Genomic DNA, 13,091 nt, shown 5'->3' with positions numbered 1-13,091 from the left:
AAACTTAAGTTAATTACGTTTAACCCTATTAGTTATTAATCACTAAGATCCGTTAATTCAAATTTATCTTTTAATAACAAAGGTAAACCCTTGTCACCGACAAAATGTAAAGTCCCAACCGCGACGAAAACTTTTTGTTGATTTAACACCGGTTCTAATTCAGTGACCCAATTATGGTTACGGTTAATGAGTAATATTTGCTCAGCTGCAGCGTCAAACTTACTGGTCCCTAACGTGTCTCTATAAATTTTTTCAAATACTTGCATATCACCGTTATGCCAAGCTGTAATCATGACTTGTGGTAAGTCACTAAAGTGTTTGATTTCCGATAACGTATCTAGAATTAAATCGTCATTGGTTACTTCTGGAAACTGCTCTATTATTTGATTGAAAAAATTAATTTGTTGATGGTAGGTCTCTAAACCAACTACTTTTTTACCTTGCTGTAAGGCATACTTTTGAACTTGGTTATCAATACCATTTTCAGCATTCAATCCTAATTTTGCATATGACATTTGAACCATAGACAATGCCACTAACCATGGTTTAAAGTTGGAAAATTGCTCTATATTGACACCATAGTTAGCAAAGTATTGTTGCGCTTGTTTATAAACTGGTTCTGACAAACTCTGTTTTAACGTGAAGCCCGCTGGTAAAGTAGCGTATTGCATTAATATTCTTTGTTGATCTGACGGAGAGACCAATGACAAGTCAGTTTCAATTATGACCATATCAACACTATCAATTGCCGTTTTAATACTGCTAGGAAGTGTGGATAAACTGTCATCACCTAAATGAATCGTACCTAACAGCCAATCATCTCCTCCTGACTTTTTATTACTCCATAAAGGCTCAGCATTCACATTTAATATAAGCCCGAGTAATAAAACGGCAGTTACCCTAATCCATTGGTAAGTTTTCATAAAATTAACAACTCATTAATGCTTGTTCAAAATCTGAGAGCAGATCACCTATATCTTCAATCCCAACAGACATACGGATCATGTTTTCACTGATCCCCGCTTTTTGACGGTTTTCTAATCCCATTTCATAAAAAATGGTTTGCGCCACAGGTAAAGCTAACGTTCGATTGTCGCCTAAATGGGTGGCTGAAATGACTAAGTTTAATTCAGTGAGAAGTTTTACAGGATCAATCCCTGCTATTGGGTCAAAGCTAATGATAGCGCCAAATGTCTTAAAGTATTTTTTTGCATCAAGGTGCTGAGGGTGAGACTCTAATCCTGGATAATAGACCTTGGCTATTTTGTCATGATCATTTAAATATTGAGCTAACTGCATGGCATTATCGCAGGCTCTTTCTAAGCGTAATGACATAGTTTCAGCGCCAAGAGCAATCAAATGCGCTGAGTCAGAAGACAAACATCCTCCTAAATCCCGTAACCCTTTTTTCTTAATTTGAGTTAAAGCTTGAGCGTGAGTTGGCTGCTGCCTAAAACTATCTAATATGTTATCAAAGTTAGCCCAATCGTAGTTGCCTGTGTCGATAACAGCGCCCGCGGTCACTGTACCGTGACCACCGACATATTTCGTTAACGATGTCGTAATTAAACTAGCGCCAACCTCTTTAGCCTTAAATAGATAACTAGGCGTCATGGTATTATCAACGATATACACTAAGTTGTGTTGTTGGCATAACTGACCAATGCCATCTAAGTCTGCAATTTGAGTTACCGGGTTTGCAATCGTTTCAGTAAATACCATTTTGGTGTTGGGTTGAATAGCATCCTGCACCAATTGAGCATTGGTCACATCTACTTGAGTAACTTCAACACCAAAACGTACTAATGTGCCTAATACGCTAGGGGTATTACCAAATAAGAATTGGCTCGCAATAATGTGGTCCCCTGCGTTTAACAAAGTGAAAAAGGTGGTTGTGATGGCCGACATGCCAGAAGCAAATACTAAACACCCTACTCCACCTTCCATATCGTTAACCATTGACTGTAATGCATCGGTGGTAGGTGTAGATTGGCGTGCATATGCGTGGCCAGCTTGTTTACCTTGGAATATATCCACTAAATCTTGTGGATTTTCATAACCAAATAAAACGGAGTTAACGACGGGATAATGCACTGCGCCGCTGTCAGGGTTAAGTTTACGATCTGCATGGACAATATTAGTAGTGAATTGCGTTTTACTCATTGGAGATGACCTTGTTAACAACTGTGTTGATTTTTACTTAAGCATGACGTTATTTGTTAAATTTTTGCACTAATGCATCGGCAACTAATGGCGGCACAAACAAGGAGACATCACCATGATGCGCGGCAACATCTCTGACTATGGTTGATGAAATATGGGCATGTTCGTGGCTTGGTGTTAATAATACACTCTCTAATTCTGAATATAAGGTACGGTTTACACTGGCAAGTTGATATTCGTACTCAAAATCTGCAACCGCACGCACGCCTCGTATCAAAACTTTAGCGTCTTTTTCTTTGGCATAATCGGCAAGTAGTCCAGTGAACCCTTCCACGGTTACATTAGGTACATCGATTAATGACGCTTTAGCCATTTCAACTCTTTCTTGTAAATCAAATAATGGTTTTTTACGAGAACTAGTCGCAATCGCTAATACCACATGTTCAAATAATTTAGCCGACCGTTTAACTAAATCGATATGCCCATTGGTAATGGGATCAAAAGTACCGGGATAAATCGCTTTTACCATTATATTTGCTCTTAACATTGCTGAATTTGAGGTTAAATTGATTACTAATCACCCCGTGATTGGTAACAAATTTAGGATGAGGAACAATAACATGTATAGTTTAATTTGTGATATGGAATTACACAATCAGATTATCCTCCATACACATGCAGTGTTATTGGTTAAATAAACCGAATGATAAACCGCAGTTAAAATGACCATGAGGCTTTATTTAATGGGCTTAATCGTTGATTAATATTAGTTATTTTTTATTCGTTATTAATTCCATACAAACCATCGGGTTTTGATTAAAAGAATATTAATAGAGCTATTGATCTAAATTCACTAAACATACACAATGCTGTGTTAACCGAAATAAAAAGCTTAGTGACGGGCTGGTATTGATTCAATGCGGTATCACTAAATGGAACTTGATGATCAAGTATTTCCTGTACTAGTAACAGAGTTAAAAAAATGAAAACTAAAGATAGAATTATAGAAGCAAGCATAGAGCTATTTAATAGCCAAGGTGAACGTAATGTCACTACCAATCACATCGCTTCACACTTAAATATCAGTCCTGGTAATTTGTATTATCACTTCCGAAACAAAGAAGAAATTATTCGTCATATATTTACCAAATACGCTGACCATATGGCGGTTTCTTTTGAGCCGGTAAAACCAAGTCAAGATGCGGTTAAAATATTAACTAATTATCTTGATGCTGTATTTAGTGCGTTATATCACTTCAATTTTTTATACGACAACCTGCCAGTTATCATGGCTCGAGACCCTGAATTAAGAACTCAATTTGGTCAAATTCACAATAAAATGATGGAAAAAATTCATCATTTAATCGTCAGTTTACAAGTGGCAGAAGTGATCAATATGGATACAAACGATATTGATGATTTGGCAAATATTATTAAACAGCAAGTTACTTTCTGGATTAGTTATTGTAAAACAAGTTCAGACAATGCTGATGTGACCGATGAATTGATATACAACGGTCTATTAAAAGTTATTTTGTTATTTAAACCTTATGTAACCGCAGATTACAAAGATACCATTAATGATATCTCAGCCCAGTATCGTGCCCTTGCTGAAGGCAAAACGGTTGATGAATAGGAGTTTCCATGTTTGATTTAAAACAATGTTACGCAGACAACCTTAAACAACATTTAGAATTGTTTAATGCAATGGAAAAATACCTTCCTGTTGCAGAAACCTTAGCTATTGAATGTTTTGATGCATTAGGCAAAGGCGGAAAAATCGTATTTTTTGGTAACGGTGGCAGCGCCGCAGACAGCCAACATTTAGCCGCTGAATTTGTTGTTCGTTTCAAAAAAGAACGTCGTGCATTAGCTTCTATGGCATTAACAACAGATACATCAATCCTTACGGCTCACGCTAATGACTATCATTTTGATACTGTTTTTGCTCGCCAAGTAGAAGCGTTAGTTAAGCCTGAAGATGTGGTTATTGGTTTAACAACTTCTGGTACTAGTGCCAATATTAACTTAGCGCTTGAAGCGGCTAATGACATTGGTGCATATACCGTTGCTCTTACAGGTCGTGATGGCGGTCAAGTGAAAGACATAGCCAAGTTACCCATTATAATCGAGAACAATATTACGGCACGTATCCAAGAAGCTCACATGTTTATCGGTCACTGGTTATGTGAAGCTATTGACGAACTGGTAACTCAATAATTGAACTCAATTTTTAGCGTTATTTCAGGCAGCTCATTATGAAGATCCCTCAGCGTCTACAACCTTTAGTCGAAGATGGTTTGGTTGATGAAGTGATCAGCCAATTAATGAGTGGCAAAGAAGCTACTGTTTATATGGTAAGCACGGGTGATCATATTCAATGTGCCAAAGTTTATAAAGAAGCCAACAAGCGTAGTTTTAAAAAAGCGGCCCAATATCAAGAAGGCCGTAAAGGTCGAAATAGTCGTCGTTCTCGTGCGATGGAGAAAGGGTCTAAGTTTGGTCGTAGCCAACAAGAAGAGTCTTGGCACAATGCGGAAGTGGATGCTTTATTTAAATTAGCTGACGCTGGTGTTCGTGTTCCAAAACCATATGGTTGTTACGACGGTGTGTTATTAATGGAGTTGGTGGTTGATGCAGATGGCGATGTTGCACCTCGTTTAAACGATATCACTATGTCTGGCGAAGAAGCGCTTAAACAACACACCGAATTAATGATCCATGTTCAGCGTATGTTATGTGCTGGTATTGTGCATGGTGATTTATCCGAGTTTAATATTTTGGTTGATAAACACGGTCCAGTGATTATTGATTTGCCGCAAGCGGTTGATGCCGCAGCAAATAATAACGCCAAAAAAATGTTAATTCGTGATGTAGAGAACGTCACAAATTATTATGCACAGTATGAACCCAGCCTAAGCAAAACACGTTTTGCATTAGAAATGTGGGCATTGTATGAAGCGGGGGATTTATTACCAGATACCCCACTCACTGGCGAATATATCGATACTTCTGGTGCTGCCGATGTGGATTCTGTTTTACAAGAAATATCCGCTGCATTTGAAGAAGAGCAAGAACGTTTAGACCGAATTCAATCGGCCAACGCCACGGAAGAATAACCTCTAGCGTTGTTGCAAATAGGGCAATTGCCACCTTAGACAACGCGGTCCCATCTGTTCGACAATTAATATTTAATGTATGCTTACCCTATCTAGCTTTTAGTGAATTTATCTATGTTTGATTTATCTATTTTTAACCACCTTTCTGATGTAAAAATTTTAGTCGTTGGCGACGTAATGTTAGACCGATACTGGACTGGTGACTCTAAACGTATTTCACCCGAAGCCCCTGTTCCTGTTGTTAAAATTAGTGGTCTAGACGACAAAGTGGGTGGCGCGGCCAACGTAGCTTTAAATATAGCTCGTTTAGATGGGCAAGTTACCTTATTAGGTATTATTGGCGATGATGAAAACGGCGACCGTTTAGAGCAATTATTAACAGATGAAAACATTAATTCCGCATTAATTCGACAAACCGAACAACCAACCATCACTAAACTGCGTGTCATTAGCCGCCAACAACAAGTTGTACGCTTAGACTTTGAAGAACAGTTTGCAATTGCTCACGCAAAGTCGTTGCAGCAAAAATTTGAACAAGAATTGGATAACTTTGATTTCATCTTATTTTCTGATTACGCCAAAGGATCATTAGCGTGTATAAAAGAGATGATCAGTACGGCCCGAGCTGCAGGCAAGACAGTATTAATCGATCCTAAATCAAAAGACTTATCTGATTACGCGGGCGCAACAGTGATCACGCCAAACAAAGACGAGTTTATTGCCGCTGGTGGTCTAGTTCATAACGAAGAGGTGATATGGCAGTCAGCACAAGATGTTATGACGAACTGCAATATTGAATCAATTTTGTTAACTCGTAGTGAACAAGGTATGTCAGCGATAACACGTACTGAAAAAGTAGATATGCCAGCACAAGTATTGGAAGTGTCAGACGTTACCGGTGCGGGTGATACTGTGATTGCCACGTTAGCTATGATGATGGCGGCAGGATTAGAGTTAGCAGACGCGGCTAAAGTAGCAAACTTAGCGGCGGGTGTGGTCGTTGCTAAATTAGGTGCGGCTACGGTTTCTCCTGAAGAGTTGTATGGGGTCGTTAATAAAAATATGTTTGCTTCTAAACAAGCACACTATCAGACGCCATTCGATGAAGTGTTAAAACATATTGAGTTTGCCCGTCAAAGTGGCGAGAAAATAGTGTTTACTAATGGCTGTTTCGATATTTTACACGCCGGTCATGTACATTATTTAGAGCAAGCTAAAGCATTAGGTGACCGCTTAGTGGTTGGTCTCAATAATGATGAATCTATAACTCGCTTAAAAGGCCCTACACGCCCGGTTAATCCATTAAAAGAAAGAGCGACTGTTATATCAGGGTTAGCCAGTGTGGATTGGGTGATCCCATTTGGTGAGCTAAATGGCAATGAATATGACGACACCCCTTTTAACATCATTAAACAAGTTAACCCAGATGTGTTGGTCAAAGGTGGTGACTATACACCCGAAACAATAGTAGGCGCTGACTTTGTGCAAGCTCAAGGTGGACAAGTCGCTGTCATTAAATTTGTTGATGGTTGTTCGACCACAAAGATCATCAATAAAATACAGCAAAAATAAGAAAAGCAGGGGAATGGGTACTTGAATAACCTTCCCCCTAATTTTACTTCACTACAGCAGATCCCCACCCTACATGTTTGCATGCGCCAGCAGGTATAATTGGCATGAGCTTATTCCTATATGTTGTAACTTCATTTAATGTTAATGGCATGGACATGTTTAAAGAAGTAGACCATAACTGGTCTTTGTCAGAAAAGTTTATGTAATCATCTTCAAACCCGAGCAACACCCCTTTCTGTGAAATATCCGTCACCACCTGTTGAGACTTACAATCTATAAAAAAGCTAATGTAGTGTATTTTTGCTGGGTTGGATCCTTGTTGAACCAAAAGGTTAATTAAACCTTGATCAGACGTTTGATAGTCGAATTCACTTTGTTTATTTTTGGTTGTGCAGCCAAAGATCAACAGCGAGCATAACGATATCATTAGGATTTTATACATATATCTTCCTTGTAATAGGGGGAGAAAAGGCGTGGTTGTTAAAGTTTATAACTTTTACCAGCCAGTTAATATTATTCCGTTACTTGTTTTGGGATAGTAATGATAGCCTTAAAGCCGTTGCCTAAACTACTCTCAATTTGAATGTTACCTTGTAACACTTTTTTAATGATATTTAACACAATTGGCATGCCTAAACCTGTGCCTTTATTGTCCTCAGCCGTAGTAAAAAAAGGGTCGAACATTTTACTTAACACTGCAGGTGTCATGCCTTTACCATTGTCTTGGTAAGTAATTTCTATGTAGTTGGCATCTATGGCTTTTATCACTATATCTATCATGCCAAAACGACCATCGGAAAAGCCATGTATAAATGAATTATTAATTAAATTAACAATGACTTGGCCTAAAGGGCCGGGAAAACTATCTAAATTATACGATTCAGACGTTACATTAATCTCATGGTCGATAGCTTTGTGTTTTAAATTCATATTAAACACATTTTCTTCAATGCATTTTTTAATATCAAAAATACGTCTATTTTCGCTAGACTGGTCAACCGCAACTTGTTTAAAAGTCGTAATTATCTCGTTAGCTTTATAGATATTACCTTCAATAACTTTGGTGCCTTCCAATACGTTTGTTATGTATTGATCAAGTTGACGTTTGGTTAACTTACCTTCATCGGCACTCTTTTTTAGGATTTTGGTTGAATCATTCACATGGGTAGACGCAGTTAATCCTATGCCAAGAGGCGTATTGAGTTCATGTGCAACACCCGCAACAAGCTCCCCTAATGCCGCTAGCTTTTCAGCTTCCATTAACTGTCTTGAACTTTTTTCTAATTGTTTCTTTTGTAGTTCAATAGAATCCAACATCGAATTAAAACTGGCAGAATATATGGAAAATTCATTGTTTCCATATGCTTTCATGCGCACATGTTCTTCTTTATTCTTAAGTCGGTTTACCACCGAAATAGCGTATTCAATTGGCCGGATTATGCGTATGTTTAAGATATATAATAATAACGCAATACATAAAATGGTGAGCAGAGCGCTAAAGATAAAATTGAACATAAGTTTGGAACCAAGATCTATCTCCAACTTATTCAGTTTGTCATTACTTAACATGGTCACGGCTTGTCTAATGTCACTTAATGCAACGCTTAAAGCATGCTCAGAATCCGTAAACATATCCGCAAGTTCTTGTACTGAACGGTCTGACTCAAAATAAATTTTTAGCGCCTTGCGGTAAGATTTACTATTAAGTTTAATGTCATCTCTGAGTTTATCTATTGGTGTAAATAGGGCGGAATCGTAGTCCAATAAGTTTTTTAGCTCATCCAACTCTGCGTATAACTTACGCTCGTTTTTATAAAAGTTATTTAAAAAAGTCTGATATCGCCCTTCGGTATGACCTCGTAATAAAATGTTCTTCCAGCTTTCTTTATATTTATGGAAGGTGAGATCTAATTCGATGGCGACCGAAAGGGTCTTGTTCAATTTGGTATTTAACATTGTGACATCATGTTTAATCACGTTTATTCTATAAAATAACGACAGACCTATCGTGATTAACAGGACGAACATTACCAATACAGTGCTGAATACTTGGGTACGAATTTTCATTATTTTAATAACGCTATAGGTTTAAATAATACGTTATTGTTCACTCTAAATTCGCCGATAAGCGTTTGTGCTTTATCGCTTAATAACCAATCAACAAATTGATTAGCAACTGCATAGTTTTGTTTTTCAGTCGTGGTTACAATGGCAGAATAAGGGTTTAATAATTGCGGTGCATTTTCAAAAACAATAGTTAAATCAACTTGGCTTTCCTTTGCCAACCATGTTCCCCTATCTATTAAGGTATAAGCTTGGCGTACATTCGCTTCTAATAATGTTTTGGCCATGCCTAATCCTGTTTCTATGTACCAAGGTTCACCAATAGGATCGTAATTAAACTGTTGCCATAAGATTTCTTCTTTTTTATGGGTTCCAGAACTATCCCCTCGCGAAACAAAAAACAACTGGTTATCCACAAGGTGTTTAAAAAAATGAGGTAAATCTGTGTATGTATTTTGATCCTTACCCACAATGATAAAGTCGTTAAACATGAAAGGTTCACGTCGAGAGCCAAAACCTTGTGCCATATATTTTAATTCAGCGGGCTCGGAATGAACCAACAACACATCCACTTTGCCTTCTCGGCCTAATTTGAGTGCAGCGCCTGTGCCAACAGCAATATAATTAACATCAATGTTAGTTTGTTGGGTAAAGTGTGGCAGAAGATATGTGAGCAACCCGCTATTCTCAGTTGAGGTACTCGTTCCTATTTGTAGGGTCTTTGCCATAGGGGAACTGACGAAACAAAACGGTAAAACAATAAATAACGCCAATAAACGGATGAAATTCATACAGTAAGCCAAATAGACATTTATCTTTATAATTTAGCAAGCTAAAAGTTAGTGTCAACAAAGTCAGGATTTGTTTGTTATTAATTGTAGCTCATTGATAGCCGTTACAACGACTAAATATCAAATACTCAATGTAAATTCAGTTACCGCAAACTCTTGACCATTTATTAACAGGGCGCATTTATGTTGCCCCGGATAATACTTGCGGGTACTTATCTGTTTGATGTTATGTTTTTTGGTGAGAGAAATGGTTTGCTTTGCGGCTAGAGTAAACGCTTTCCATTTAAATACTTTAGGGCTTAGTTTGCCATTGGCTTTTTGATGATAAACAACATAATCCAACAGTATGCTTTTCGACGAGGTATTATTGTTGGTTAATACAACACGGATATCAAAATTATCCCCCATGTTTATTGTGATAGATGACAAAGATAATTGCGCTGTTATCGCTGTTGGAGGTTCATAACCCAATACAGATAAGGTGGTTGTATGGCCTTGTTTAATCAAGGTTCTACAAGCATGTTTTACTAGGCGTTGACGATTAATGTCTGCATTTAAAAGCCAATTTTTTGCGATATCAGCGATTAAATCTGGGTGGTTTTTAGCAATATCATTTAAATGATTCGCCACACTTCTTCGTACGTATTCAGAGCTATCGGATTTTAACCTTTCTAACAAAGGTAAAACTAAACCAGGTTGTTGTTTAAACAGGGGCAGTTGCATTGCCCAAGGTAATAATGGTCGTGTACCTTCACTCACTAAGCGGCGTACATGATGGCAATTATCGTCGCACCAAGATTGCATTATTTGCAAACACATCTGCGGTTGCTGCAGTAACAAATAACGAATGCCAAACTCGCTAGTAAATAACTTAGTCATTACCCTTAACCCCTCTAATGACTCAACAAGGTAGTCTTGGCCTAACTCACCTATATATTGAGTAAAAGGTAAAATCATCCAACCGGCAACACCATTTTTATCGGTTGAGATCGCTGTCAGATCTTGATTATCTTGGATTGGATGTAACGTGTTTAATAATATTGATAATGAGGTTAAATAATCTTTTGGTAGGTAATGTTTAAGGGCGATACAGATTTGATTTGCTCTGTCTTTTAATTCTCGATGTTCAATATCGTCAGAGGCCAGTTTTATAAAACCGTTTTGATTAAAACCTGAAAAATTATCAGCAATATGTTGAGCGGTAATCACAATGAGTTCAGTGTTAAATACGTTTTTCATGCTGTTGACTTATCTAACATTTGTAATAATTCTGAGCTAATAATTTCTATAATTCCAGCATTAGCCGTTAATGTACTTAAGGCTTTATTTCCTGCGTCCTGCATAGACTCTGGTGCCGATAACCAAGTATTAATCTGGCTATTAAACTCAAAGTTGCTATTGGCAATAAATAATCCCCCGTCAGATTGCAATGTATGGCAAATCTCTGGGTTATTATACACATGAGGCCCCATTATGATGGGTTTGGCGTAGGCGGCAGCCTCAATTGGATTATGGCCTCCACGTTTAACAAATGAGCCACACACAAAGGCGATGTCACACACACCATATAATTTACTCAGTTGGCCCATTTGGTCTCCGAGTAATACATCGGTATCGGCATTGGAGGTTGTCGATTCGCTCATCTTAACAACGTTCAGTTGTTGGCTGTTTAAGTAGTCAAATACAGTTTCAAAACGTTGTGGATGACGTGGGCAAATGATTAATATTAAGTGCGGATTTTGAGTTTTAAATTGTTTATAGGCATCAACCAATAAGCTTTCTTCACCTTTATGACTGCTCCCTGCAATAATGACTTGGCGATGAGTTAAGTTTAATGATGCTCTTAATTGCTCAGCTGCAACTAAATCGGCTTGGCCAATATCAAACTTAATGTTGCCTAATAACGTCAGTTTATTGTTATCAATACCCATGGCTATGTAGTTATCAAAGTCGGTTTGATTACGGGCATAGACCCGTTGTAACTGCTTAATCATGGCCTCAGCCAATACTCCAACCTTTTGATACCCTTTTCTGGTTTTATCAGTCAGGCGTGCATTTACAATGCAAACTGGAATTTGTTTTTTATGGCATTGGTTAATTAGGTTTGGCCATAACTCAACTTCCATGATCAGCATAATGTCAGGGTTAACTTGTTTTAACAGTGATGACATCAGCCAAGGTAAATCAATGGGTAAATAACAGTGTTTGACTTTATCTATTAATGAATCATCTAAAAGCCGTAACAGCTGTTCTTTTCCCGTCTTCGTATTTGTGGTGATCACAAATTGTAAATTCATGTCGCAGTGAAGGCTGGACCTTAAAAGGTGTTTGATTAAAGGAATGACAGCGACAACTTCTCCGACAGATGCGCAGTGGAACATCACAGTTTTAACATCTACAGAGTTTATTTGGGTTGTTGGTGAGAACAACTCCCGAGCCACCAAACCATATTTTTGGCCCCACGCCCAATCACGTTTTTCGGCTCCGGTTAAGGATTTACCCAAGGCAAAAAATAAAGCTTGTCGGAATAATGCAAACACCCATTTAACTAAATCCACACAGGTAAAGATGACTAATAAGAGGTTATAAATAAACAAACTGAATGTTCGCTTTATTTTATAAATCATTGCCCATATCCCAATAACAATTGTTGCCAATGTCTGTCGGTAAAGTGGAAGGTTTGTTCCTTATTTTTTTCTTTTTCTAATGAACGTAATAAGCGGGCTAAGTTAGCTTGCTGCCAAGTATCAGACGGTGCTTTGAATTCACAGCGATCAAAGTCAATTAAAAACACCTTTCCGTTTTTGTCTATCATTATATTGTGGATGTTAAGATCGCTATGGTAAACGCCATTTTGATGAAACTGTTTTATTGTTGCCCCAATATTTTGCCATGTTTGATCGGTTAAGTTTTGACTGATTAACCAATAAAAACCATCTTTAGCATCGTCGATACGTTCAATTAAAATATCATTCCGACACCACAGGCCAGATACTTTGGTGACCATAGCCGCAATGGGATTTGGAACGGGCAAATCTAACTCCACCATTTTTTGTAACATGGTGAATTCAGCAATGCTGCGTGTATTTTCTATTCCGGTATAAAGAAATTCATCGTTTAATACCTTACTAACTAACCCACCACGATAATAATGACGTAATACAAAGTGTCGTGTTTGTTTTGGCTCTGTGTTGTTGGCTAGGTATTTAATAAAATAGGTGGTATTTCTACCTTTGGATTCGCCTGTGATTGCGTTTTGTTTTTCCCAAAATGCCGCATCAAACCAATCGTGCGTGACAGGCTCGCTTAGACTTTTATGGGCCAATATAGTGTGTCCATTTTGTATAGTTTTATGCCAAGACAAATGAGTTGGATTTGATAA

The 13,091-nt window shown here is 37.8% G+C and carries 13 protein-coding genes; 4 read left to right on the top strand and 9 right to left on the bottom strand.

Annotated features, from left to right (window positions below; genetic code table 11):
- Nucleotides 1-35: 35 nt before the first annotated feature.
- The 3 genes from KO505_RS10145 to coaD are packed head-to-tail and all read right to left on the bottom strand — an operon-like array spanning nt 36 to nt 2,695.
- Complete coding sequence (locus KO505_RS10145) at nt 36-923, bottom strand: TraB/GumN family protein (RefSeq protein WP_216055333.1); 888 nt, start codon at nt 921-923, stop codon at nt 36-38.
- A 4-nt stretch (nt 924-927) separates the two neighbouring features.
- Nucleotides 928-2,163, bottom strand: a complete 1,236-nt coding sequence (locus tag KO505_RS10140; protein ID WP_216055332.1) for a cystathionine gamma-synthase family protein — start codon at nt 2,161-2,163, stop codon at nt 928-930.
- A 49-nt stretch (nt 2,164-2,212) separates the two neighbouring features.
- Nucleotides 2,213-2,695 carry a pantetheine-phosphate adenylyltransferase gene (coaD, locus tag KO505_RS10135; protein ID WP_216055458.1) on the bottom strand — a complete coding sequence of 161 codons (483 nt, stop codon included), beginning with the start codon at nt 2,693-2,695 and terminating at the stop codon, nt 2,213-2,215.
- 450 nt (nt 2,696-3,145) lie between these two features.
- On the opposite strand from coaD, the gene KO505_RS10130 reads away from it, so the two are divergent.
- From KO505_RS10130 to hldE, 4 genes are all read left to right on the top strand, one after another.
- The gene (locus KO505_RS10130) at nt 3,146-3,799 is read left to right on the top strand and encodes a TetR/AcrR family transcriptional regulator (protein ID WP_216055331.1); all 654 of its coding nucleotides are present in this window, start codon (nt 3,146-3,148) and stop codon (nt 3,797-3,799) included.
- Between the two features lie 8 nt (nt 3,800-3,807).
- Nucleotides 3,808-4,383 carry an SIS domain-containing protein gene (locus KO505_RS10125; RefSeq protein WP_216055330.1) on the top strand — a complete coding sequence of 192 codons (576 nt, stop codon included), beginning with the start codon at nt 3,808-3,810 and terminating at the stop codon, nt 4,381-4,383.
- Nucleotides 4,384-4,421: 38 nt separating this feature from the next.
- On the top strand, nt 4,422-5,282 hold the full coding sequence (locus KO505_RS10120) for a PA4780 family RIO1-like protein kinase (protein ID WP_216055329.1): 861 nt from the start codon (nt 4,422-4,424) through the stop codon (nt 5,280-5,282).
- Nucleotides 5,283-5,396: 114 nt separating this feature from the next.
- Nucleotides 5,397-6,854: a bifunctional D-glycero-beta-D-manno-heptose-7-phosphate kinase/D-glycero-beta-D-manno-heptose 1-phosphate adenylyltransferase HldE gene (gene hldE, locus KO505_RS10115; protein ID WP_216055328.1), complete on the top strand. Its 1,458-nt coding sequence runs from the start codon at nt 5,397-5,399 to the stop codon at nt 6,852-6,854.
- A gap of 43 nt (nt 6,855-6,897) precedes the next feature.
- On the opposite strand, the gene KO505_RS10110 is transcribed toward hldE, so the two are convergent.
- From KO505_RS10110 to KO505_RS10085, 6 genes are all read right to left on the bottom strand, one after another.
- The gene (locus tag KO505_RS10110; protein ID WP_216055327.1) at nt 6,898-7,296 is read right to left on the bottom strand and encodes a ribonuclease E inhibitor RraB; all 399 of its coding nucleotides are present in this window, start codon (nt 7,294-7,296) and stop codon (nt 6,898-6,900) included.
- Nucleotides 7,297-7,367: 71 nt separating this feature from the next.
- Nucleotides 7,368-8,921, bottom strand: a complete 1,554-nt coding sequence (locus KO505_RS10105) for a sensor histidine kinase (RefSeq protein WP_216055326.1) — start codon at nt 8,919-8,921, stop codon at nt 7,368-7,370.
- The gene (locus KO505_RS10100) at nt 8,921-9,709 is read right to left on the bottom strand and encodes a substrate-binding domain-containing protein (RefSeq protein WP_216055325.1); all 789 of its coding nucleotides are present in this window, start codon (nt 9,707-9,709) and stop codon (nt 8,921-8,923) included. Before KO505_RS10100 ends, KO505_RS10105 begins: the two co-directional genes overlap by 1 nt.
- Nucleotides 9,710-9,829: 120 nt before the next feature.
- Nucleotides 9,830-10,948 carry a DNA alkylation repair protein gene (locus tag KO505_RS10095; RefSeq protein WP_216055324.1) on the bottom strand — a complete coding sequence of 373 codons (1,119 nt, stop codon included), beginning with the start codon at nt 10,946-10,948 and terminating at the stop codon, nt 9,830-9,832.
- The gene (locus KO505_RS10090; protein WP_216055323.1) at nt 10,945-12,336 is read right to left on the bottom strand and encodes a 3-deoxy-D-manno-octulosonic acid transferase; all 1,392 of its coding nucleotides are present in this window, start codon (nt 12,334-12,336) and stop codon (nt 10,945-10,947) included. The genes KO505_RS10095 and KO505_RS10090 overlap by 4 nt, the downstream gene beginning before the upstream one ends.
- A complete protein-coding gene (locus KO505_RS10085; RefSeq protein WP_256447642.1) occupies nt 12,333-13,073 on the bottom strand; it encodes a 3-deoxy-D-manno-octulosonic acid kinase in 741 nt (246 codons plus the stop codon). Before KO505_RS10085 ends, KO505_RS10090 begins: the two co-directional genes overlap by 4 nt.
- Nucleotides 13,074-13,091: the final 18 nt, after the last annotated feature.

This window comes from Psychrosphaera sp. F3M07 (genome assembly GCF_018860345.1).
Lineage (GTDB): Bacteria > Pseudomonadota > Gammaproteobacteria > Enterobacterales > Alteromonadaceae > Psychrosphaera > Psychrosphaera aquimarina.
Note: the sequence above shows the minus strand (reverse complement) of the source record. Positions and strands in the feature narration are given on the sequence as shown.

Bases quoted from the DNA above. Each gene is read 5' to 3' on its own strand.
- KO505_RS10140 (WP_216055332.1), bottom strand. From the start codon at position 2,163: ATGAGTAAAACGCAATTCACTACTAATATTGTCCATGCAGATCGTAAA.
- KO505_RS10125 (WP_216055330.1), top strand. From the start codon at position 3,808: ATGTTTGATTTAAAACAATGTTACGCAGACAACCTTAAACAACATTTA.
- KO505_RS10120 (WP_216055329.1), top strand. From the start codon at position 4,422: ATGAAGATCCCTCAGCGTCTACAACCTTTAGTCGAAGATGGTTTGGTT.
- KO505_RS10100 (WP_216055325.1), bottom strand. From the start codon at position 9,709: ATGAATTTCATCCGTTTATTGGCGTTATTTATTGTTTTACCGTTTTGT.
- KO505_RS10090 (WP_216055323.1), bottom strand. From the start codon at position 12,336: ATGATTTATAAAATAAAGCGAACATTCAGTTTGTTTATTTATAACCTC.
- KO505_RS10130 (WP_216055331.1), top strand. From the start codon at position 3,146: ATGAAAACTAAAGATAGAATTATAGAAGCAAGCATAGAGCTATTTAAT.
- KO505_RS10105 (WP_216055326.1), bottom strand. From the start codon at position 8,921: ATGAAAATTCGTACCCAAGTATTCAGCACTGTATTGGTAATGTTCGTC.
- KO505_RS10145 (WP_216055333.1), bottom strand. From the start codon at position 923: ATGAAAACTTACCAATGGATTAGGGTAACTGCCGTTTTATTACTCGGG.
- KO505_RS10095 (WP_216055324.1), bottom strand. From the start codon at position 10,948: ATGAAAAACGTATTTAACACTGAACTCATTGTGATTACCGCTCAACAT.
- KO505_RS10110 (WP_216055327.1), bottom strand. From the start codon at position 7,296: ATGTATAAAATCCTAATGATATCGTTATGCTCGCTGTTGATCTTTGGC.
- hldE (WP_216055328.1), top strand. From the start codon at position 5,397: ATGTTTGATTTATCTATTTTTAACCACCTTTCTGATGTAAAAATTTTA.